The sequence below is a fragment of the Lacinutrix himadriensis genome, from assembly GCF_001418105.1.
Taxonomy (GTDB): Bacteria; Bacteroidota; Bacteroidia; order Flavobacteriales; family Flavobacteriaceae; genus Oceanihabitans; species Oceanihabitans himadriense.
In genome coordinates this window covers 280538-303667 of record NZ_LIQI01000006.1, presented here as the reverse complement: position 1 = coordinate 303667, position 23130 = coordinate 280538, and the positions used below count along the sequence as shown (strand labels likewise).

Below are 23130 nucleotides of genomic sequence, written 5' to 3'. Positions count from 1 at the left end.
ATATGGTGGAATTAGATGACGTGAAAATTAATTTTGATGCCAACGGACTCTGGGTCTTAAATATAGCACTTGCTGTAGTTATGTTTGGCGTTGCCCTTGGTGTAACTACAAGCGATTTTAAGCAATTGTTTAAACAGCCAAAAGTAGTCTTGCTTGGTATACTCTCACAGTTTGTTCTATTGCCTTTTGTAACATATCTTTTTATTTTACTAATAAAACCACAAGCCAGTATTGCACTTGGTATGATGATGGTTGCTGCTTGTCCTGGAGGAAATATTTCTAATTTCATGACACATCTTGCAAAAGGAAACACAGCCCTTTCTGTAAGTTTAACCGCTTTTGCTACATTTTTGGCCATGATATTAACTCCGATAAATTTTCAGTTTTATGGAAATTTATACGAGCCTACCGCGCAGCTATTACAAAATGTAGAATTAAACTTCTTCGATTTAGTGAAACTAGTATTGCTTATTTTAGGTATTCCGTTAGTATTAGGAATGTCTTTACGCAGTAAAATGCCAATATTAGCAGAAAAACTTTCCAAAATATTAAAACCGTTTTCAATAGTGGTCTTTGTAGGTATTGTGGTTATTGCTTTTTCAAATAATTTAGATATTTTTAATCAGTATATAGATAAGGTTTTATTATTGGGAATTAGCCATAATATAATAGCACTAGCGCTTGGCTTTTTTCTAGCTAAAGCTTTTGGTTTGTCTTTTAAAAATCAAAAAACATTAGCCATAGAAACAGGAATACAAAACTCTGGCTTGGGTTTGTTACTTATTTTTACGTTTTTTAACGGACTAGGAGGAATGGCTTTAATTGCAGCATTCTGGGGAATTTGGCATATTGTTTCTGGCTTATGCTTATCGTTTTATTGGTCTTCAAAATCTAAAAAAGAAAACATTTGAAATTACTTTGGTTACATTTTGTGAGAACCTATATAAGGCTAGGACTCTTTTGTTATTACAAAAGTTTGAAGGTGTATCATGTCGAAAATATACCTAAAAATAAACCGGTTCTGTTTTTAAGTAACCACCAAAATGCACTTATCGATCCGTTGTTAATTGCTACAAAATCGGGTAGGTTTTGTTATTTTTTAACACGAGCTTCCGTTTTTAATAAACCTATTGTAGATAGACTTTTACGAAGTCTACAAATGCTTCCAGTTTATAGAATAAGAGATGGTTGGAGTAATATTAGTAATAACAACTCTATATTTTCTGCGTGTACCGATATTTTAAAACAGAATAAAGCGGTTACCATTTTTCCCGAAGGTAATCATCATTTAAATAGAACCGTAAGACCTTTAAGTAAAGGATTCACTAGAATTGTTTTCGAAACTTTAGAGAAATATCCAGAATTAGATTTACAAATTATCCCTGTAGGTGTTAATTATATAAAAGCAGATCGTTTTGTAGATAGTACAGCGGTTTTCTTCGGAAAGCCAATAGCTGCAAAAAACTACCTTTTAAAAGATAGAATCCAAGCTGTTATTGCGCTTAAAGCGGATATGCACCAGGCAATTTCTAAATTAACAACACATATTCCTTCTGAAAATTATGAAGAAAATCTAACGAAACTTATAGAGAACAATGTAGATTTTTTAAATCCGGAAGCTGTAAACAACTGTATATCTTCTAATTTTGAAACCTGCCAGAAACAAACAAAATCCAAAGCTAGTTTTTTTAAAACAGGTATAAAATATATCCTTCTAGCAAATTTTGTGCTTCCTTTTATGGTTTGGAAAACCTATGTAAAACCAAAAATTAAAGAAATAGAGTTTGTAGCAACGTTTAGGTTTGCTGTTTATATTACCCTGTTTCCTATTTGGTTTTTTATTGTAGTTTTTGCCTTATCTATATTTCTTGGATGGCAAATTGCTCTAATTTATGCTTTCGTGATTTCTGTTTTGGCTTTGTTGTATGTGAAGGCTTAAGTCATTGCGAGGTACGAAGTAATCTGTTAAAGGAATTCTGTTTTGTTAAAGAAGAGTTTTGCTTTTATAAAAATAGCTTCGCATTTTAGGTCAAACTCTCCGAATTTTATTTCATAAAATCCACCTCTCTTTAGCTAAAGAGAGGAGCCAGTATTTACTTTAATTATTATTAGATAGTAGCTCTCCTCTTTAGTTAAAGCCGATAATGAATTTCAATTATTACAAATTATCTCAGGAAATTGGAAGAAAGAGGAGTTTTGTGTTTAAAAAATAGCTTCGCATTTTAGGTCAAAGGCTCCGATTCCGTAAAAACGGAACCACAACTCTTTAGCTACAGAGAAGCGCAGGTACTAGTTCTAATTTTATAGCATAAAAAAACCGTTACTAAAAGCAACGGTTTTAAAATTTTAATTGGATTAGATTTTAAATATCATCAAAATCAACATCTGTAAATCTGCTTTCTGCAGGTTCTGATGTTTCCGTAGTTGCTTCCGTTGTTGTACTTTCTACTACAGCTTCTGTGTTATATTCTTTTTTAAAGTCTTTTTGGTGACGCTCGCTAATTACTTCATCTCCTTTTTCAGAGATAATATAATCTGTCATTTCTGCTAAAATACTATTGAATTCAGAGAAATCTTCTTTGTATATATAAATCTTATGTTTCTTGTAGTGAAAGGAACCATCATCATTCGTGAACTTCTTACTTTCGGTAACTGTTAAATAGTAATCTCCTGCTTTAGTTGCTCTAACATCAAAAAAATAAGTGCGTCGTCCTGCTCTTAATACTTTAGAATAAATTTCCTCTTTCTCCATCATGCCATTGGTTTCCATAGTCTTGTTTTTATATTAAGGTTTCATTAATAGAAGTTCAAAAATCAAAAAAAAATACATAACAACCAACTAAATATTACAAATCTTTTTAAAGGGAAGATATGTGCTGGGTTTACACTAGAATAAAATATTAGAAAGGTGGCTATGATTTTTCAGATAGTTGCTTTAAATATAAGTCTTTATAATAACCATCCTTTTCTATAAGGGTATCATGTGAACCTTCTTGTATAATTCTTCCGTCATCTAATACAATTATCTTGTCTGCATTTTTAGCCGAAGAAATTCTATGACTTACAATAATGGTTGTTTTTCCTTTAGAGAGTTTGTTTAAGCTTTTTAGTATCTTTTCTTCTGTTTCGGTATCTACAGCAGAAAGGCAATCATCAAATAACAATATTTGCGGATCTTTAAGGATTGCTCTTGCAATAGAAACACGCTGTTTTTGTCCGCCAGAAAGTGTAATACCACGTTCTCCTAAAACGGTTTCATAGCCTTTAGTGAAACCAATAATGTTTTTGTGTACTTGTGCATATTTTGCTGCTTGAATAGCCTCTTCATCGGTAGCGTCTTCTTTACCAAATTTTATATTGTTATTAATGGTATCGCTAAACAGAAAGGCATCTTGAGGTACATAACCAATGCTATCGCGTAAATTAGTAAGATTTACTTGGTCTATTGGTTTGTCGTCTATTAATAGTTCTCCATTTTTAATATCGTAAAGCCTTCCTATTAAATCTAGAATGGTAGATTTTCCAGAACCAGTTTTTCCTATAATAGCTAAGGTTTCTCCTGATTTTACAGTGAAAGTTACATCTTTTAAAGCTTCAATATTGGTGTCGTCATAAACAAAGGAAACGTTTTTAAAAGCGATGTTTCCTTTTATAATAGAAGTTTCGCTAACCTTATTTTGAATTTCTGGTTCTATTTTTAAGAAGTGATTGATACGTTTTTGAGATGCTTCCGCTTGCTGTATTATAGAAGTTACCCAACCAACCGTTGCCACTGGCCACGTTAACATGTTTACGTAAATAATAAATTCGGCAATGGTTCCTAAACTTTCAATTTCGCCATTGATATATTGTTGACCGCCAATATAAATAACAATCAAGTTACTTAAACCAATAAGTAATACCATAGTAGGAAAAAATAAGGCTTGTACTTTTACTAGGCTTAGTTGTTTTTCTTTATTTGTAGTAGAAAGCGCGTCAAAATTGCTAAATGTTTGTGGTTCCATACCATAGGCTTTGATGATAGAAATTCCGCTAAAAGATTCTTGAGTAAACGTAGAAAGTTTAGATAAATACTCTTGAACTACGGTACTTCGTTTATGTATCTCTTTACTTACCTTAAAAACAATTATAGATAGAATAGGTAAGGGGATTAGCGTGTATAAAGTTAATTTGGGCGATTGGTTATACATCGATCCAATAACAATAACAAAAAGTGTGATGGTATTAATACTGTACATAATTGCTGGTCCAACATACATACGTACTTTTCCAACATCTTCACTAATTCTATTCATTAAATCTCCTGTTCTATTTTTTTTATAGAAATTTAGAGATAGTTTTTGGTATTGTTGGTAGACTTCGTTTTTTAGATCAAACTCAATATAACGAGATACATTAATGATAGTTTGACGCATAAAAAAGGTAAGTACACCTGTTATTAATGCAGCACCAATAATATAGAGAATGTTCTCTAGTAATTCTGCTTTAACTAATTGAATATCTGTAATACTACCTTTTCTAAATTCATCTACTACATTAATAGATTTTCTAATGAGTCTAGGAGTATAAAGTAAAAAAATCTTGGATATTATGGTTATAAAAATACCAAATATTAGACTATATTTATATTTTAAAAAGTACTTATTTAAGTGCTGTAATTCTTTCATTTACAGGAATAGTGTTTTTAAGTTTTTAACAATTTCATAATTTAACAGCAATTATGTTGCGTTTATCTGAAGATTGGTTTAATTTTGCACGTTGTTTTTTGTAAATCATCAAAAGAACAATCCTAACTTTAAATTAAAAATTAAATGGTTTCAGACGTTATTAACGCAAGCGATCTAAAAAAAATAGATCCAGTTTTTGGACAATTTTCTTTCGACGATCATGAGCAAATTGTTTTTTGCAACGACAAAGATACAGGTTTAAAAGCAATTATTGGAATACATAATACAGTATTAGGTCCTGCACTTGGAGGAACTAGAATGTGGCAATATAACAATGAGTGGGAAGCTCTAAATGATGTACTGCGTCTTTCTCGTGGTATGACTTTTAAAGCTGCAATTACAGGTTTAAACCTTGGAGGAGGAAAAGCGGTAATTATTGGAGATGCCAAAACGCAAAAAACACCAGAACTTATGAAAAAGTTTGGTGAATTTGTACACTCTTTAAGCGGAAAATATATTACTGCAGAAGATGTTGGTATGGAAACAGCAGACATGGACTTAGTTCGTGAAGTGACTCCTTATGTTACTGGTATTTCTGAAAGCAAAGGAGGAGCAGGGAACCCTTCACCAATAACCGCTTATGGTGTGTTTATGGGAATGAAGGCTGCTGCAAAATATAAATTTGGAAGCGACGTACTAGAAGATAGAAAAATAATTGTTCAAGGTATTGGTCATGTTGGCGAATGTCTTGTAGAGCATTTAACTAATGAAGGCGCTAAGGTTATTATTTCAGATATTAACCAAGAACGTTTAGAAGAAGTAAGTAAAAAATACGGAGCAACTATATATACTGGAAACGATATTTATAGCGAAGCTGTCGATATTTATGCACCTTGTGCTTTAGGAGCAACTATTAATGATGATACTATTAATAGAATTCAAGCTAAAATAATTGCAGGCGCTGCTAATAATCAATTGGCTGAAGAGGTGAAACATGGAACAATTCTTCAAGAAAAAGGAATCGTTTATGCACCAGACTTTTTAATTAATGCTGGAGGAATTATTAATGTATATGCAGAGTTAGAAGGTTACGATAAAAAAGAAATTATGCGTAAAACACAAAACATCTATAATACTACGCTAGAAATTTTATCTAATGCAGATACCAATGGGGTAACAACCAATCAAGCAGCACTTAATATTGCAAAAAGTAGAATAGAAGCAAGAAAGAATGAAAATTCTAAATAATTCTTATTAAAATACTATTATATCAAGGCGAAAGTAACTACTTTCGCCTTTTTTAAACTAAGTTCTTTTTTATATGCTTAATAGAAGACACATTCGTATTAAAGTTATGCAAATCCTTTACGCTTTTAAAGGAGGCGAAAGTGACAATTTCAGTAAAGACCAAAGGTTTTTACTACACAGTATTGACGGTATGTACAATCTGTATTTGCTTTTAATGTCCTTATTAATTGAGGTACATAAAAAAGCAGAAATAAACATTGAAAAAACACAAAAAAAGCTTCTAGCTACTTCAGAAGACAAAAATCCAAACAAGAAATTAATATTTAACGAAGTCTTTTTGTTATTAAAAAACGATCAAGAACTTCTTTCAGATATTGAAGCACATAGAATCACTAACTGGGAGTTAGATGATGAATATGTAGATATTCTTTTTAGAGAAATATTAGCAAGCGATTTGTATGCAGAATATATGCAAACAAAAACGTCTACTTTTAAAGAAGACAGAGACTTTGTAGTGGATGTCTTTAAGGAGATAATTGCACCTAACGAAAAACTTTACGAGTATATTGAAGATAAGAATTTAACTTGGTTAGATGATTTGCCTATAATTAATACTGCTATTTTAAAATTATTAAAAAAGGTAAAGGAAAATATCAAACCAACATACTTTGTCCCTAGTTTATATAAAGACGAAGACGATAAAAAGTTTGCGATAGATTTATTGAAGAAAACAATTCTAAATCAAAGTACACTGGCTGCCGAAATTGAAGGAAAAACAAAAAATTGGGATACAGATCGTATTGCAAGCATTGACTACATATTATTGCAAATGGGAATTTGCGAAATGTTAAACTTTTCTTCTATTCCTGTAAAAGTTACTATTAATGAATATTTAGAAATAGCAAAAGAGTATTCAACGCCTAAAAGCAGTACGTTTATCAATGGTGTTTTAGATAAGTTGGTTAAAGAATACCAAGAAGGAAAAAAGTTAAATAAAATAGGTAGAGGATTGATGTAATTGTAAAATTTATTACATTTACACCTCAAAATAATTTTGAACCATTAAAAAAATAGAATTATGAAAAAAGTATTATTAGGTTTAAGCGCATTTTGCTTAATCGCTTTTACTTCATGTAAAGAAGATGCATCAAAGAAAATTGATGACAAAAACGTTGCAGAAGCAGCAGTAAGAGATGCTAACGCTGGAGATTTTCCAGTATTAACTTTCGACAAAAACGAACACGATTTTGGTGAAATTGAAGCAAAAACTCCTGTAGAAACAGTATTTACGTATAAAAATACAGGAAAAACACCTTTAGTTATTACAAATATTAAAAGTACATGTGGTTGTACTGTACCTCAAGATTGGTCTAAAGAGCCTTTAGCTCCAGGAGATTCTGGAAAATTCACAGTAAAGTATAATGCTTCTGGTAAAAACGCAGTATCTAAAACGATTACAGTAACAGCGAATACTAAAACAGGAAAAGAGACAGTTAAGATTAAAGCTTTTGTAAAAGCAGATCCTAATGCTCCTGTAAAAGCACCTGTAGCTAATCAACAAATACAACAAGCCGTTCCTGGTGCAGTTAATGCAGCAGCAGTGCCAGTAAAGTCTAGTACGCAACCAGGTCACGAAGGTCATAACCACGATTAATTAGAATGGGAGAAATAGGACAATTTTTACCGTTTATTGCTATGTTTGCTGTAGTGTATTTCTTTATGATTGCACCACAAATGAAACGTGCCAAACAAGAAAAAAAGTTTGCTAGCGAATTAAAACGAGGAGACAAAGTAATTACTAAAAGTGGTTTGCATGGAAAAATAGCAGATCTTAACGATAAAGATAACAGTTGTGTTATTGAAACGATGGCTGGAAAGTTAAAGTTTGATCGTTCTGCAATTTCTTTGGAAATGAGTAAGAACTTAAATGTTTCACCAACAGAAATTAAGAAGTAAGTTTTAAAACTTCTAATCATATAAAAGCCTCAAAAAGAATTTTCTTTTTGAGGCTTTTTGCTTTTTCTATCTTTTTGGTTTTTTATCTAAAAGTTTACTGTTTTGTATTCCAGCTAAAAATAGCTTCGCATTTTAGGTCAAACTCTCCGGATTTATTTTTCATAAATCCACCTCTCTTTAGCTAAAGAGAGGAGCAGGTACTAATTGTGATTTTTCTAAAGAAGTAGATGTTCTTTTAGGTTTAAGCTAAGAAAGCATTTTAATTTTTATTGGAAATTGCAAGAAAGAGGAGTTCTGTGATACTAAAAATAGCTTCGCATTTTAGGTGGAACTCTCCAAATTTATTTTTCATAAATCCATCTCTCTTTATCTAAAGAGAGGAGCAAGTGCTAATTGTGATTTTTCTAAAGTAGTGGCTCTCCTCTTACGTTTAAGAGGAGAATGAATTTCAATTTCCATAGGAAATTGGAAGAAAGAGGAGTTTGTTTTTTTACCTAACACCTAACACCTAACACCTAACACCTAACACCTAACACCTAACAACTATCTAACAATTCTTATACTTATCATGTAATCCAGCACCTTTCAGAATCATAGGTGTTATTTTTTCTAGTCTAGACTGTTTTGTAGCTTCTCTTTTAGCGGTTCCTATATATTCGCAGTATTCTCGTTGTTTAGAAAGGGAAAGCGTTTTAAAAGTATCCTGTAGTGATGTATTTGTATCTAAGACTTCTTTTAGTTCTGGAGGAATAACAACATCCTTTTTTGTGGTTTTTACGACTTTAATTTCTCTTCCTAATTTCTGATTTTCTATGGCTTCTTTTACATAAGCTAATACTGCATTCTTATCAATTTCGTCTATAGATGTGAAGCGCATTTGACGTAAATTTTTTGTTTTTTCTTGTGCATTAACCAATAGCTTCGCATCATCTTTTAAAAACACACCATTAAAAAACCAAATGCAAAAATGCTTTTTAAAAGCACCAAGACCTAATATGTTTTTTCCGTTTACGCTATAGGTAGGAGCAGACCATTTAATGGCTTCGGTTAGTTCTGTTTTTGTAATTATATCACGAAGTATGGTTAACGCTTCTGCAAAATGTGGATTGCTTTCTATATATTCTTCCACGGAGTAGACTTTTTTCATATTTATTTTCCACGAAAGGGAGAGTCTTTTAATTACTAAATTACAAAATGATTTCTAATTTTTTAAGAAGTGGATAAATCAAGTTTTTACAATAGCAAAATTAGGATTCGTATTTGAGGATAATTATATAAGTACTTTCGCCAAAAAAGTGTGGAATTTTTATTTGGTTTATACGCATGTTGCCATTTCGTTCATTTTTCAGAGTTCAGTTTATTCCACTAAATTCGTTTTCCTATTTTAAGCATTAGAGTAAGTTCAGTCCGCTTTTTATTTCGTAAGCTTTCTAAATTCCGATAGAGTAAGCAATTCCGAAACTTGTAAAATTTCACATATAATTCAAATTTTCAGAAACTTGCTCCAATCCGATTTTAAAAGAAACTTCCTATTGTAATAATCGTACAAATGGCTAATGATACAACACTAATTATTGTCAATAAATTTCTTTGATTTTTTATTAAATATTTTATTCCGATGACTAAAAATATAATTTGTGCAATAAGAAATGGTATGGTCAACATTTCTCTAAAAACTCCAATTAATACAAAATCTATTTTATAAAAGTTAATCAGCAAAATCAGAATAAAGTAAGATACAATTGCAAAATTCACAATTATCAAGTTTTTATTTGTTATTAATTTGTTCATTTTTTTCGAGTTTGAGTGCGTTCCGCAATGAATGGCAACCACTTTTAAATTTAGTTCTAAATATAGCAATTTTTTTATGCGTTGTTATGCTCTGTTATAATTCAGTTCTTCTATTAATTAAAAAGGTCTGATTTAGAAACCTGTCTTGAAATATCATCTAATTCGTTCGACACTTCATTTTCATCGGCAGTTCCAAAAAAGGCTATCACTAAATTGCGTGAAGGTGAAATGTAAAGACCTTGTCCGCTAAATCCACCTTTATAAAAATCTCCGTCTTCCATTACTTTGTCCCATTGATAGGTATTGTGAAGAACAACTTCTTTATCAAGCGTGTAATTTTCAGAACCGTATGCAGTTACCAAGTGAGGACGACCTTGCTTTTGAATTTTATCAAAATATTCATTTGAAACGAAAGCATTTTCAGTTGAACGACCTTCGTTCAGAAACATATAGCCAAATCGAGCTAAATCTCGAAGTGTAGAATTAATTCCTGCGTGAGAAATGCTAGTGCCATTTGTTTGAGTAATAAATGCATCAGATTCCGCACCGATTTTTCGCCAAATTTCACGTTCAATATTTTCTGCATAAGAAAGACCTGTGATTCTCTCTACGAGGCAAGAGAGAACGAATGTGTTTACTGAAGTATATTCAAATACCTCTCCAGAGGTTTTTGCAGATGATAAGGTCTTAATGTGCTCAAAAGCATTGTCTGCGGTTTTTTCTGTTCGTTTTAGAAATCCAAGTGCTGCTTCAAATTGATAGTAACAAGTTTCAGGGTTTTCAAAAGCACCATCAACCCATTCACGACAATCAATTCCTGAAGCCATATCGAGAATGTCAATAACAGGAACGTTTTCCCATCCAGACCCTTTAAGTTCAGGTAGATAATGTTCTATCGGTTTTGTCACATCAAGTTGTTTTCTGTCTTCCAAAATTGCTATAAGAGTTGAAGCAAACACTTTAGATACTGACCAGTAAAGATGCCTATCGTTTGGAAACATTCTTGGGTAGGCTTCATATACAATACGGTCTCCTTGCAATATTATCATACCATCCACTTTCTCGCTAGTTTTGACATAGTTTTGAAGTGTCATTTGTCCTAATTCAGAAGTAACAACAAACTCCTCGATTTCTTTGCGGTAATCTTCTTTCAGGCTTTTAATATTTCCTTCTCTATTGATAATGGCGTGAGTCCAAAATTCAGGCATATTTAAAAATATATAGCGAGATATTTCACCTCCATCATCCCAATTATCCAAATTCCATTGCTTAAATACGGATTGAATTTCCTTATTTGAAAAACCATCATAAGTTTGAGCAAATAAATTTGAATATGGAACAATTAATAAAAGAAGTAATAGTCTGTAATAGTACATTTTTTTCAAGGATGTTCGGTTTTTAGAAATTGAGCATAACGGTTTTGTATATGATACGTTGCATGGTTTAGCACCTAATTTAGCAAATAAAAACCGAATAGAAAATCCGCGAGGATTTTCGTAAGCAAGCCAGAACTAGCCATTAATTATAAACGTCGTTGTAAGCAGTTTTTATTTCTTAATTCTAAGGTTCCAGATTTTTAATAATTCTCAATTCGTTTTTCCCACGAAATGTTGGTCTTTCAAATCCGCTGGATATTTTAAAGATTTTAGATAATTCCAATCAACTTTTTCTCTGATACTTATAAAATCCGTTTCGTTGATTTTTTTATAATTCAGAACAAAGAATGTTTCGATAAAATCTAACATCATTTCACAAAATCCAATAAATTCTCCTTTTGGATTGTCATTAATTTTAGAAATAAAAAATTGTACAGAATAACCTTTCATTGATTCTTTTGAAAATGTATTTGGTGGAAGAATAACTAAACCTTTTTCAATTCCATCAAATGTTTTTATATGTTCAGGTATGTTTTTGTAATCGCAAGAGTCAAAAGATAATAGAAAACTGTGAGTCCATTTGCTATTCAGAATAATTTTAAATTCCGACAGTATATTTTCCATTATAAAACTCTCAAAGTATTTCAGAGTTTTATAATGTATTGGAAGCATATTAACTTCGTCATCATCATATAATTCTATTATAAATCTATTGTTCATCGTGACTCTTAAATTGCTTGCAACGGTCTCGTGTATGATTAGTGGCGTGTTTAAAAAACTAATTTAGCAAATAAAAACCAGATAGAAAATCCGCGAGGATTTTCGTAAGAAAGCCAGAACTAGCCATTAATTATAAACGTTGTTGTGGTTAGTTTTTTTTCTAATTATTGATGTCAAAATTAATGTTATTCCGATGTAACAAATCCAATTTCTAATTCTTTGATGAACAAACATTATTGGCGTTCCGTCACTTGAATATTCTTCATATGCCTCGTAAAAGAGCCCAAAATAGATTAATGTCGGCAACAATATTGAAATTCCGATTAATGTTAAATATTTTGATTTTATTGTGTTGGGTATAATGTCTTTTAAAATAAATATTATTGGCAAAGTCAAATAAGTCACGACAATATAGTCCACATAGCCAACAAAACTGAACCATTTAAGAAATACATTTAGATAAATCAGAAATAGTATCAGAATTCCAATTTTAATTCCATTCAAGATTTTTTCTGAAATCTTAAATTTATCATTTAAAATCTCTTTTAAATTCAGAATAAGAAGTCCGATTATAGTCAAAAGAGAAGTTATAAAACTCAACTTTGTTCCTAAAAAATGAAAGGGTTTTGGATTTATTAGTAAGTCAAAAAATCCTAAAATTGATATCACATAAATCAGAACTTTGATATATTTTTTTGTCTTTTGCATTCAGTTTTAAATTAACCACAACGTGTTATATAGTAACTTTTATTACTTACATCCCGCAAATACAACTAGAATAATAAGTTTTTGTTACGAATATCCTATAAAGAATATATCTACCAAACTTAAACATTTCCCTACACAAATAAAATACGTACTACTACGTGTTTTTCTTTATATAAAAAGCAAAAAGCCATAACAGATTTGTTATGGCTTTATATATATAATGTGATCGGGTAAGATTATTAGAACGTATACCCAATTCTTGCATGTGCATTTACTGCAACGTCTGCTTCGTTAATAAGTCTAACATTATCTTTTTTAAAATAATGAATATAACCAATACCAAATCCGGCTTCGTAATTAAAATGTTTACCAATATTTCTTCTAATTCCCCAAGTTGGTATAATAGTGATATCACTAATTAAATCTACATGTTCGTCATTAGATGCTAATTCTAAATCGGTTTGATAGCTTGTTTTTAACGAAACAAAGTTTCCGCTATTGCCATCTATTCTTTTCGATTTACCTTCTCGTTTTTTTAAATTATAATACCAACGAGGCGCTAATGAAATACTAGGAGCAACCACAAAGTATGTTCCGTTATAATTGCTTCCGCCAGAAAATCCAGCTTCTATACCTATCTCACTTCGTAAAGCAATACTATTGGTTAATTTAGTTTCATTGTAACCCCAAATTCCTATCGGTCCAGTTTGAATTCCGTAAAGCGATTTTTCAACACTTGCATCTTGTGCTTTTGCTATTATAGTTATTGCACAAAACACTAACGCTAATACAATTTTCTTCATATTTATTTCCCTTGAAAAAGGGAATCTTATTTAATGATTACTTATTTTTTTCTGCTGTAAGCTCACAAATCTTACAAATCACTTCGGTTGCTTTAATCATACTTTCTACAGGAACATACTCATAACGACCATGAAAATTATGTCCTCCAGCAAAAATATTCGGACAAGGTAATCCCATGTAACTAAGTTGTGAACCATCTGTACCACCACGAATGGCTTTAATAAGTGGCTTTATGTTTAGTTGCTTCATCGCTTCTTCCGCAATATCTACAATATGCATTACAGGTTCTACTTTTTCTTTCATATTGAAATATTGATCTTTAATTTCAATAGTAACCACTTCACGCTCGTATTGTGCATTTAGCTCATCGGTAAGCTTTTGCATCATTTCTTTTCTAGCTTCAAAATGGCCTTTGTCGTGATCGCGAATAATGTATTGTAAAACCGTTTCTTCTACTTCTCCTTTTATAGAATATAGATGAAAGAAACCTTCGTAACCTTCGGTATGTTCTGGAGTTTCCATTCTTGGTAACGAGTTAATAAACTCTTGTGCTATGTACATGGAGTTTATCATTTTTCCTTTCGCATAACCAGGATGTACTATTTTTCCTTTTACTTTTACTACAGCTCCTGCAGCATTAAAGTTTTCGTATTCTAGTTCACCAATCTGGCTTCCATCCATAGTATAAGCCCAATCTGCACCAAACTTTTCTACATCAAAATGGTGTGCACCACGACCAATTTCTTCATCTGGTGTAAAACCAACTCTAATGGTACCATGTTTTATTTCTGGATTAGCAATTAAATATTCCATTGCCGAAATAATTTCAGTAATACCAGCTTTATCATCTGCACCAAGAAGCGTTGTTCCGTCGGTAGTGATTAATGTTTGTCCTTTATATAAAAGTAAATCTTCAAAATAATCTGGAGAAAGTACAATGTCTTCCGCAGCATTTAGAATAATATCTTTTCCGTCATAACTTTCAATAATCTGAGGTTTTACATCTTTTCCTGTAAAATCTGGAGTAGTATCAAAATGCGAAATAAATCCAATCGTTGGTACTTCATGATCTACATTACTTGGTAACGTTGCCATGATGTATGCTTTGTCATCAATAGTGACATCTTGCATACCAATAGTTTTTAACTCTTCGACTAGCGCATTTGCTAAATCCCACTGCTTTGCTGTACTTGGTGTGGTATCACTTTCTGGATCCGATTCTGTATCTACAGTTACGTAACCTACAAATCGTTTTATAATGTCTTGTTTTGAAATCATATTATTGAAAAATATTTTTAGAGTTTGAGTGAAATAAAAAAATGACACTTCGTGTCCAAAGGTACGATTATTCGGCTTTTATAATGAAAATTGCCTTAAAGAAATTTTTGAAAATCTCTACTAGAATGAAGAATTCTTGTAATGATTATAGCTTCTTTTTCTTTTAAATAAAAAATAATATGTGATTGTTCTGGAATGCTAAATAAACCTTTTCTTAAATCCTTTCTATTTTTACCAATTTCTGAATTTTTATAAATTTTTAATAATACAATTTTCAAATCCGTTAAATATTTGACGGCTTGATTAAATCCGAATTCGTTTTCCGTATAATCAAAAATATTGCTTAAGTCTTTGTCGGCTTCGTTTGTAAGTTTATAATTATATATCAATTAGCTAACTTTTTTCTTTCGTTTACTATCTATAATATCGTTAATGTTTCGTGTACTTATTCCGCTATGTATTCCTTTTTCAATTTCAGCACGTAAATCGGCAATTACTTTATGTCTATACACTTCATGTAAACGTAAAGCATCACGAACCAACTCACTAGCATTTTGAAAATCTCCAGACGCAATTTCTGAAGCGATATATTTTTCTTGTTTTTTTGTTAAGCTAATATTCATAAAGATTAATTTATTTAAAATTACAATTTATATCCATATTTAGCAAATATAGACATAAGGTAAATTTGATATTGTTTTATTTCGAAGTACTTTTGCACAAACATTATCTGATGTACAAATTACTGCTTAGACCACTATTTTTTCTTTTCGATCCAGAGAAGATTCACCATTTTACTTTTTCATTAATTCGTTTTACGTGTAAAATACCTGGGGTTTCAAGTGTATTTAAAAGTTTATACACTATTGAAGACGCTAAACTAGAACGAAAACTCTTCGGTTTAACCTTTAAAAATCCAGTAGGATTAGCAGCTGGTTTCGATAAAAATGCAGTGCTTTATAATGAATTGTCCAACTTTGGATTCGGATTTATAGAAATAGGAACCGTTACTCCTAAAGGTCAAGCAGGGAATCCGAAACAAAGACTATTTCGTTTAAAAGACGATCAAGGAATTATTAACCGAATGGGTTTTAATAATGAAGGTCTAGAAACGGCAATTACACAACTAAAGAAAAATAAAGGAAAAGTGATTATTGGTGGAAACATTGGTAAAAACACGCAAACAAAACCAGAAGATTATACCAAGGATTATCTAGAATGCTTTAACGGCTTGCACCCTTATGTAGATTATTTTGTGTTGAATGTGAGTTGTCCAAATGTTGGTAGTCATGCAAAATTGAATGATAAAGACTATTTATTAGAATTAATTGGAGCTGTGCAAAAAGCGAATCATACGTTTGAAACACAGAAACCAATTCTTCTTAAAATTGCTCCAGATTTAAACGAAGGGCAACTAGATGAAATTATAGATCTTATTGCAGAAACCAATTTAGATGGTGTAATTGCAAGTAATACGTCTACAGATAGAAGCGGATTAAAAGCAACCGACGCTAGACTAGCAGAAATAGGTAATGGTGGATTAAGCGGAAAACCTGTTAAGGAAAAATCGACGCAAGTCATTAAATACTTAGCCGAGAAAAGCAATAAAGCATTCCCAATAATTGGCGTAGGAGGAATTCATTCTGCAAACGATGCACTTGAAAAAATAGCAGCAGGAGCCGACTTAGTACAGATTTATACTGGTTTTATTTATGAAGGACCTTCGCTTATTAAAAAAATAAATAAGGCCTTACTCTAAAATTAGTTTTTGCGTTTTCGTGTTTCCAGAAGCATCCGATAGTCGTACTACATACATTCCTTTTTGTAAAGCATGTAGATTTAAATCTATTTTAGAAGCGTTTTCTACGGATACACTTTTTACTAAGCTACCAAGTATATTATAAATCTCTACAGTTTTAATAGATTGCGCATTGCTTATGGTGGTATTTCCGGTACTTGGATTTGGGTATATTTTTGGACTTCCCAACGGATTTACTTCATCTATACTTAATACATTGGTTAGGGTTACCGTTAACGAACCAATAGAATTTCCATTAAAAGGAGCAATAGCGTTTGAACCATCAAAAATAGAAATAGGCGTATTTACATCGGCATTACTGGAAGTATAATTCGTTCCAGCATCTGTTCCAGCATCATATACATACAATACAGGAATCTCAATTAGCGTTTTCCAGTCGCCTGAAGCATCCATTAATTCTAAATCATCAATAGCCACCAGCCAATCTGGACTAGGAGCGACCATAGTAAATAAGGAAAGTAAAGGGAAATCTTCCGTAAATTCTAAATCACTTATAGTAATAGTTCCAGCGGCAGTTCCTAAAGAAGGACCGTAAATATATTGCTCGGCATTTCCAGCGTTAATAGCATTTTGCACGTCTACATCTTCAAATATACTGTTGATTCCACTTTCTGCAATGAATTCCATGCCTTGGCTAGCCATTTCTCCAATTTCCATAAAGGACACATTTGCATTGTGGTTAGCTCCAACCAATCGAGACCAATGGTCATTTGGAGGAATAGAAGTATGATCTGTGGCATTCCAAGTGCTTGTAAAAACAATATCATAGGTCGCTATAGATTGCGCTTCTATATCATTAAAGATGCTTAATACTATTAAAGAGAGTAAAAGGGTAATTCTTTTCATGAGGATTGTTTTAAAAGTAGTCGAGATTTATTTTAAAGACTTACTTGATACATTATATATTTAAAATCTTATTTTTATAAAAAATAAATCTCAAAAACTTGAATTACGATTTACTTCTTTCTTTTGTTTTAGCGACTTCCGCCTTAGCGTGTTCTCCAGGACCAGATAATATTTTTGTGCTGATGCAAAGTATTACTAATGGAAAACAATATGGACTAGCAACGGTATTTGGTTTAATTTCAGGATGTATCGTGCATACCACATTAGTTGCTTTTGGTGTATCTGCAATCATTAAAGCGAATGATAATTTGTTTTTTGCCATAAAATTATTAGGTGCTTTATATTTACTTTATCTAGCGTATAAAGTGTTTCGTGGCGATTCTAGAATTGAATTTAGTAATACTAGTGCACCTAAAAAGAGCTTAATGCAATTGTTTAAACAAGGGTTTATCATGAACGTTTTAAACCCGAAAGTGTCTATTTTCTTTTTGGCATTTTTTCCGGGATTCTTGTTTAGTGATACCTTGAGTACCGTAACACAGTTCTATATTTTAGGATTTCTGTTTATGGGTATTTCCTTAATTATTTTTTCTATTATAGCTATTTTAGCAGGATCTATTTCCGATTATCTAAAACAGAATAAAAATGTTGGCGTAGTTTTAAAATGGCTACAAATTATTGTTTTTATAGGAATTGCAATTTTAATATTACTTTAGATTCGAAATCGTTTTCGTTAACACGAATCTTTTATATCTTTGAACTTATATGAAAGATAAGTACGTAAAAATTATTGAATGTCCTCGTGATGCTATGCAAGGTATAAAGCAGTTTATACCAACAGCTAAGAAGGTACAATATATACAATCGCTTTTACGCGTAGGTTTTGATACTATTGACTTCGGAAGTTTTGTTTCTCCAAAAGCCATTCCGCAAATGGTAGATACTGCAGAAGTTTTAGCACAATTAGATTTAAGTAAAACGACAAGTAAATTATTATCTATTGTTGCAAATTTACGTGGTGCGGAAGCTGCTTGTCAACATCCTGAAATTGATTATTTAGGCTATCCTTTTTCCATTTCCGAAAACTTTCAAATGCGTAATACACATAAAACCATTGCGCAATCGGTTTTAATTTTACAAGATATTTTAGACCTAGCACATAAACACAATAAAGAAGTTGTAGTATACATTTCTATGGGCTTTGGTAATCCGTATGGAGATCCATGGAATGTAGATATAGTAGGAGAGTGGACCGAACGTTTAAGTAAAATGGGCGTTAAAATACTTTCGTTAAGTGATACGGTAGGAACTTCTAATCCGGAAAACATAAACTATTTGTTCTCTAATTTAATTCCGAAATATCCAGAAATCGAATTCGGAGCACATTTACATACCACACCAACCACCTGGCACGAAAAAGTAGATGCAGCATACAAAGCTGGTTGTAGACGTTTTGATGGCGCCATTCAAGGTTTTGGCGGTTGTCCGATGGCAAAAGATGAACTTACGGGTAATATGCCAACCGAAAAAGTACTCTCGTATTTAACCACCAAAAAAGCACACGATTTAAATGCGATGTGTTTTGAAAGTAGCTATAACGAAGCAACAAAGATCTTTACGAAGTACCACTAATTTAACGATTTTATAGGAATTTGCTTTTGGTACTTCGTGCTAAATGCAATACTTTTATACAGATATACGAACACACACACACTTTTTAAAATTACACCTATGAATACTATTATCGAAAAACTACTGAATGACCAAGTGAAATTTGAAGCACAAGCTTCTATGCAATATTTAGCAATGGCTTCTTGGGCAGATGCGAATGGATTTAATGGGGTAGCAGATTTTTTTTATAATCAGTCAGAAGAAGAACGCGTGCACATGCTTAAGCTTGTCAAGTTCATTAATGAAAGAAGTGGAAATGTAGCTATTCCAGCTTTAGAAAAACCAAAAGAATCGTATAGCGGAATTATAGAACTTTTTGAGAAATTTCTTCAAAGTGAAATATTTGTAACCGAACAAATCAATCATGTGATTTTTGAAAGTTTACAGAATAAAGAATACAGCATACATAACTTTATGCAATGGTATGTAAGCGAACAATTAGAAGAAGAAGCATTGGCAAGAACGCTATTAGATAAACTAAACATCATCGGAAATGATAAATCTGGACATTATCTTTTTGATCGAGATGTAAATGCTATTGCTGCAGCGAACTCGAAAGAGTAGATAAAAACGTGATAATTAAATGTTAAAAGATTCCTTTATAGGAATCTTTTTTTTGTAGTTTTGTTCTTATTTAGAATAAATTAAAATAATGCAAACACAAATATCTTCCGAAATAACACCCGTTTTATTAACGCCAAGCTTTATTTGTTGCAGTGATAATAAGAAATCCAAATGCTGTAAAAAGTATAAGAAGAAGGGGAAATCTAATTGTAAACGCTGTCCGAAACTGTAAAATTCTATTTTATTTAAAATAAATCTAAATAAAGTAGGTCTAAGTCAATTTCATTTCTATTTTTGCACTCGAAAAATTATAATTTATTTATAATAAGTCTAAATAATATTAAAGAAATGAAAAGAATTTTACTTTCAATTGCAATGTTAACGGCAACAATAGGGTTTTCTCAAACCGTTGTTCAAGACACAACTGCAAACAAAAATCAGCAAGTTAACGCTGCGCAAAACATTTTAAATGGTACTACATCCAAAGGAATAACTATTGGTGGTTATGCACAAGTAGATTATAACCAACCAGAAGGTGCTAATGGTACTTTAGATGTGCACCGTTTAGTGATGCTTTTAGGATATAAATTTAGTGATAAAGTACAGTTTGTTACAGAGATTGAATACGAACACGTAAAAGAAGTATATATCGAACAAGCATTCTTAAACTATAGCTTAAACGATAAAGTAAACATTCGTGGTGGTTTAATGTTAGTACCAATGGGAATTGTAAATGAGTACCATGAACCAACGGTTTTTAATGGTGTGGAAAGACCTAATATGGACAAAAGTATTGTTCCTACTACATGGAGAGAAATTGGTGTTGGTGTAACTGGTAAATTTGATGATGCCTCTTTACGTTACCAAGCATATATCTTTAATGGTTTCACTTCTTTAAATGGTGATAAAACTTTAGGCGGAAGTAATGGTTTACGTAATGGTCGTCAAAAAGGAGCAGAGTCTACCGTGAATACGCCTAATCTTTCTGCAAAAGTAGATTATTATGGTATTCCTGGTTTACGTTTAGGTGCTTCCGGTTACTTTGGTAGAACGCAAGCAGCGGATGATATACAAGAAATTGATGGAGCAGATGTTGGTATTAACATGTTCGGATTAGATGCACGTTATATTAAAAAACGTTTTTCTGCTAGAGGACAATACATTCATGCATTAATTAGTGATGCAGATGATTATAATACCTTAAACGAAGCAAACTTAGGTAGTGAATTAAAAGGATGGTATGTAGAAAGTGCTTATAACCTTTTGCCTTTATCTAAAGAGCAAAAATTAGATGCCTTTGTTCGTTATGAGCAATATGATACGCATGCAGCAACTAAGGATGCAGCAATTACTAGAAATTTAGCTTTTAACAGACAAGAATGGACTGCTGGTTTAAGTTACCACATTGCTAATGGAGCAGTAGTAAAAGCAGATTACCAAATTTTAGATAATGCAGCAGCAGGAAATGAAGCAACAGGTCAGCTTAATGTTGGTTTCGGAGTTTGGTTCTAATAAAATAGAAGTCATTTCGAAGAATTTTCGATGTGGCAATCTTTCTAAATAGAAAGAAGCATATTTTTAAGTAATGTAAATAGCTAAAGGGAAAACATATTTTCGCTTTAGCTATTTCCTATTTAAATGTCTTGGCATGATAAATGCCAATAAAAAATAATACTTTTACAAAATGAAAATGAAATCAGTTTTTATACTATGTATCACGTTTACTTTATTGTCTTTTAACTTGCCTAAACATTTGCAGAAAAAGGTAGATAAAGAAATTAAAGATACTTTTAGTGTAGAAGTTTTTGCGTTTAATGCCATTACTCTTTCTTCGGAAGTGGTTCCAGATCTTCCAGCTACTTTTGGAAGTGATAATCTATTCGAAATAAAAACAGAAGATTCCCTTTTAGGATATGCTTATGTTGCAAAAGCGCCAAGTAAAACCGATGCATTTGATTATTTGGTTTTATTAGATCCAGAACTTATTGTTTTAAAAGCAAAAGTACTTATCTATAGAGAAGATTATGGCGGAGAAATTGGTAGCAAACGTTGGCTAAAACAATTTATAGGGAAAACACAAGAAGATACCTTACGTTATAATGATAATATTATGGCAATTTCTGGTGCTACTATTTCTGTGCGATCTATGACTAATGCTATGAATAACTTATTAGCATCTTTAAAAATCCTTCACGAAAAAAACATCTTGTAAATGCAACTTAACGGACTAATACATACGTTACCAAAAGAGCTAAAATTATTGATAGCCACTTTTGTTGTGATATTAAGTATTGGCTTTTTTACCGGTTTGTTGTTTGTTTCGGAAACATCTTCTGCTAATCCTAACGGAATAGAAGAACAGTATTTAGGTAACGAAACAGATGAAGATGCAACCGTAATGAAATTTAAAAAGAGCGAAAAAGAAATGCTCACTTTAGTACATGGACATATTTTATCTATGTCTATTATTTTCTTTTTACTTGGTCTTATTTTAAGTACAACAAAACTGAATAAAAAATGGAAGCTATTTTTAATGATAGAACCTTTTATATCGGTAGTTCTAACTTTTGGAGGTCTTTATTTACTTTGGAAAGGTATGCTTTGGACTAAATACATCATTATGTTTTCTGGTACTTTAATGACACTAACATTTTCCTTTTCTGTTCTTATTATTTTAAAACAAATATTTTCTAGTACGAAAGCGCTTTCCAAATAATCTTGTATTTTTAGACTTTACTAGGATGTAATTCAGCATCATTTGTCTAATTAAATAGATTATCCGTTACTTCCTTTCGGCAGTCCGATTTACAGAAAGAATACATGAAGCAATTTCTTTTCCTTTTTATATGTAGTATCTCTATTTCCGCTTCTTCCAAAGAATGGAAAAATCTTCAGCAATATAAAGAAGAAACCAAGCAAAGTCTTTTATCTGAAAAAGATTGGTTGCATTCCGATAGAAAACAAAACACCTTAATTTGGCAACAAGCCAATAGTTATAATCTTCAAAATAACTTTCCGGAAGAATACGAAACCATCAAACAACGTACTGATTTTTATCTATGGTATTATACCGAAATAGATAAAAAAGGACACGAAGTAGTTTGGCCAAAAATGGCATATTTTATTTCTAATAAATTAAGATTGGTGAAGGTGTTTCCGTATACTTTATTTATCACAGAAAAGATAAAAATGTATTCCTATCAAGGCAGTGAAACCGTTTTTAATAATGCCTTTTTAGATATGAAAACATTATATCTTTCCGAAGAAATTCAAAAAGGAGAAGCAGCATTACATTGGGATGAACGCATGTTGTATAAAGAACAATTCGAATGGATTGAAGGCATCTATAAAAACATGGATGCAAAAAGCTTAAAAACCATAGAACGAATGGCAAAAGGAAAAGGTTTTTATAGTCTTAAGCTCGCTAAAGAGATTCGTTTACAAGGCGATATATCTAAAGCAAGTGAGCGATATGCGTATGCAATGTATGTTTTAAGAGATTATTGCAAAAAACATTATCAGTAAATTAACGGTATCTTAAAAGGCATAAGATAATTATTATCGTATATTTTTTCGGAAGGTTTTTATTTAAATAATAAGGACCTCAAGAATCTACTATATAATTTTTTCTTTTAAAGCTTTAAAGGAAAAAAAAGCGTAGATTTGTATGCAATTATATCTT

Annotated in this window: 26 protein-coding genes; 14 read left to right on the top strand and 12 right to left on the bottom strand. The window is 31.6% G+C overall.

The features are described from left to right. Positions 1-2 precede the first annotated feature (2 nt). The gene (locus tag AMD28_RS01830; RefSeq protein WP_055442450.1) at positions 3-911 is read left to right on the top strand and encodes a bile acid:sodium symporter family protein; all 909 of its coding nucleotides are present in this window, start codon (positions 3-5) and stop codon (positions 909-911) included. Next, positions 908-1939 carry a lysophospholipid acyltransferase family protein gene (locus AMD28_RS01825; RefSeq protein WP_241492416.1) on the top strand — a complete coding sequence of 344 codons (1032 nt, stop codon included), beginning with the start codon at positions 908-910 and terminating at the stop codon, positions 1937-1939. The genes AMD28_RS01830 and AMD28_RS01825 overlap by 4 nt, the downstream gene beginning before the upstream one ends. A gap of 423 nt (positions 1940-2362) precedes the next feature. Here AMD28_RS01825 and AMD28_RS01820 read toward each other — a convergent pair whose 3' ends face one another. Further along, positions 2363-2770, bottom strand: coding sequence for a PUR family DNA/RNA-binding protein (locus AMD28_RS01820; protein WP_055442449.1), 408 nt, complete (start codon positions 2768-2770; stop codon positions 2363-2365). Between the two features lie 142 nt (positions 2771-2912). Beyond that, positions 2913-4667, bottom strand: coding sequence for an ABC transporter ATP-binding protein (locus AMD28_RS01815; RefSeq protein ID WP_055442448.1), 1755 nt, complete (start codon positions 4665-4667; stop codon positions 2913-2915). A 144-nt stretch (positions 4668-4811) separates the two neighbouring features. Between AMD28_RS01815 and AMD28_RS01810 the strand changes: the two genes are divergently transcribed. The 4 genes from AMD28_RS01810 (at position 4812) to yajC (ending at position 7871) form a co-directional block, all read left to right on the top strand. Continuing rightward, positions 4812-5915, top strand: a complete 1104-nt coding sequence (locus AMD28_RS01810; RefSeq protein WP_055442447.1) for a Glu/Leu/Phe/Val family dehydrogenase — start codon at positions 4812-4814, stop codon at positions 5913-5915. 106 nt (positions 5916-6021) lie between these two features. Continuing rightward, on the top strand, positions 6022-6933 hold the full coding sequence (gene nusB / locus AMD28_RS01805; protein WP_055442515.1) for a transcription antitermination factor NusB: 912 nt from the start codon (positions 6022-6024) through the stop codon (positions 6931-6933). 60 nt (positions 6934-6993) lie between these two features. Then, positions 6994-7569 carry a DUF1573 domain-containing protein gene (locus AMD28_RS01800; RefSeq protein ID WP_055442446.1) on the top strand — a complete coding sequence of 192 codons (576 nt, stop codon included), beginning with the start codon at positions 6994-6996 and terminating at the stop codon, positions 7567-7569. A gap of 5 nt (positions 7570-7574) precedes the next feature. Next, complete coding sequence (yajC, locus tag AMD28_RS01795) at positions 7575-7871, top strand: preprotein translocase subunit YajC (protein ID WP_055442445.1); 297 nt, start codon at positions 7575-7577, stop codon at positions 7869-7871. A 547-nt stretch (positions 7872-8418) separates the two neighbouring features. Here yajC and AMD28_RS01790 read toward each other — a convergent pair. The 9 genes from AMD28_RS01790 to AMD28_RS01755 all read right to left on the bottom strand — a co-directional run bounded on the left by AMD28_RS01790 (position 8419) and on the right by AMD28_RS01755 (position 15171). Then, positions 8419-9018 (bottom strand): YdeI/OmpD-associated family protein, encoded by a 600-nt coding sequence (locus tag AMD28_RS01790; protein ID WP_055442444.1) that lies wholly within the window; start codon positions 9016-9018, stop codon positions 8419-8421. A gap of 368 nt (positions 9019-9386) precedes the next feature. After that, entirely contained in the window at positions 9387-9662 is a 276-nt protein-coding gene (locus tag AMD28_RS18480) for a hypothetical protein (RefSeq protein ID WP_152975514.1), read from the bottom strand. Between the two features lie 113 nt (positions 9663-9775). Continuing rightward, positions 9776-11038: a serine hydrolase domain-containing protein gene (locus AMD28_RS01785; RefSeq protein ID WP_055442443.1), complete on the bottom strand. Its 1263-nt coding sequence runs from the start codon at positions 11036-11038 to the stop codon at positions 9776-9778. A gap of 210 nt (positions 11039-11248) precedes the next feature. Beyond that, complete coding sequence (locus AMD28_RS01780) at positions 11249-11758, bottom strand: hypothetical protein (protein ID WP_055442442.1); 510 nt, start codon at positions 11756-11758, stop codon at positions 11249-11251. Between the two features lie 126 nt (positions 11759-11884). Then, positions 11885-12466, bottom strand: a complete 582-nt coding sequence (locus tag AMD28_RS01775) for a hypothetical protein (protein ID WP_055442441.1) — start codon at positions 12464-12466, stop codon at positions 11885-11887. A gap of 239 nt (positions 12467-12705) precedes the next feature. Next, positions 12706-13269 carry a hypothetical protein gene (locus AMD28_RS01770; RefSeq protein ID WP_055442440.1) on the bottom strand — a complete coding sequence of 188 codons (564 nt, stop codon included), beginning with the start codon at positions 13267-13269 and terminating at the stop codon, positions 12706-12708. 37 nt (positions 13270-13306) lie between these two features. Beyond that, complete coding sequence (pepT, locus tag AMD28_RS01765; RefSeq protein ID WP_055442439.1) at positions 13307-14548, bottom strand: peptidase T; 1242 nt, start codon at positions 14546-14548, stop codon at positions 13307-13309. Between the two features lie 95 nt (positions 14549-14643). After that, on the bottom strand, positions 14644-14937 hold the full coding sequence (locus tag AMD28_RS01760; RefSeq protein ID WP_055442438.1) for a type II toxin-antitoxin system RelE/ParE family toxin: 294 nt from the start codon (positions 14935-14937) through the stop codon (positions 14644-14646). Then, entirely contained in the window at positions 14938-15171 is a 234-nt protein-coding gene (locus tag AMD28_RS01755) for a type II toxin-antitoxin system ParD family antitoxin (RefSeq protein ID WP_055442437.1), read from the bottom strand. A gap of 110 nt (positions 15172-15281) precedes the next feature. Between AMD28_RS01755 and AMD28_RS01750 the strand changes: the two genes are divergently transcribed. Continuing rightward, entirely contained in the window at positions 15282-16307 is a 1026-nt protein-coding gene (locus tag AMD28_RS01750) for a quinone-dependent dihydroorotate dehydrogenase (protein ID WP_055442436.1), read from the top strand. On the opposite strand, the gene AMD28_RS01745 is transcribed toward AMD28_RS01750, so the two are convergent. Further along, positions 16299-17213 (bottom strand): spondin domain-containing protein, encoded by a 915-nt coding sequence (locus AMD28_RS01745; RefSeq protein WP_055442435.1) that lies wholly within the window; start codon positions 17211-17213, stop codon positions 16299-16301. The two genes, AMD28_RS01750 and AMD28_RS01745, sit on opposite strands and share 9 nt — an antisense overlap. Before the next feature lie 98 nt (positions 17214-17311). On the opposite strand from AMD28_RS01745, the gene AMD28_RS01740 reads away from it, so the two are divergent. The 7 genes from AMD28_RS01740 (at position 17312) to AMD28_RS01710 (ending at position 22973) form a co-directional block, all read left to right on the top strand. Beyond that, positions 17312-17929 (top strand): LysE family translocator, encoded by a 618-nt coding sequence (locus tag AMD28_RS01740; protein WP_055442434.1) that lies wholly within the window; start codon positions 17312-17314, stop codon positions 17927-17929. A 49-nt stretch (positions 17930-17978) separates the two neighbouring features. Next, positions 17979-18845 carry a hydroxymethylglutaryl-CoA lyase gene (locus tag AMD28_RS01735; RefSeq protein WP_055442433.1) on the top strand — a complete coding sequence of 289 codons (867 nt, stop codon included), beginning with the start codon at positions 17979-17981 and terminating at the stop codon, positions 18843-18845. A gap of 99 nt (positions 18846-18944) precedes the next feature. After that, positions 18945-19448, top strand: coding sequence for a ferritin (locus tag AMD28_RS01730; protein WP_055442432.1), 504 nt, complete (start codon positions 18945-18947; stop codon positions 19446-19448). A gap of 348 nt (positions 19449-19796) precedes the next feature. Beyond that, positions 19797-20960, top strand: a complete 1164-nt coding sequence (locus AMD28_RS01725) for a porin (protein ID WP_055442431.1) — start codon at positions 19797-19799, stop codon at positions 20958-20960. Positions 20961-21132: 172 nt separating this feature from the next. After that, positions 21133-21660: an FMN-binding protein gene (locus AMD28_RS01720; protein ID WP_055442430.1), complete on the top strand. Its 528-nt coding sequence runs from the start codon at positions 21133-21135 to the stop codon at positions 21658-21660. Then, positions 21661-22164, top strand: coding sequence for a hypothetical protein (locus tag AMD28_RS01715; RefSeq protein ID WP_055442429.1), 504 nt, complete (start codon positions 21661-21663; stop codon positions 22162-22164). It begins immediately after the preceding gene. A gap of 104 nt (positions 22165-22268) precedes the next feature. Further along, a complete protein-coding gene (locus AMD28_RS01710) occupies positions 22269-22973 on the top strand; it encodes a hypothetical protein (protein WP_055442428.1) in 705 nt (234 codons plus the stop codon). The last annotated feature ends 157 nt before the right edge of the window (positions 22974-23130 follow it).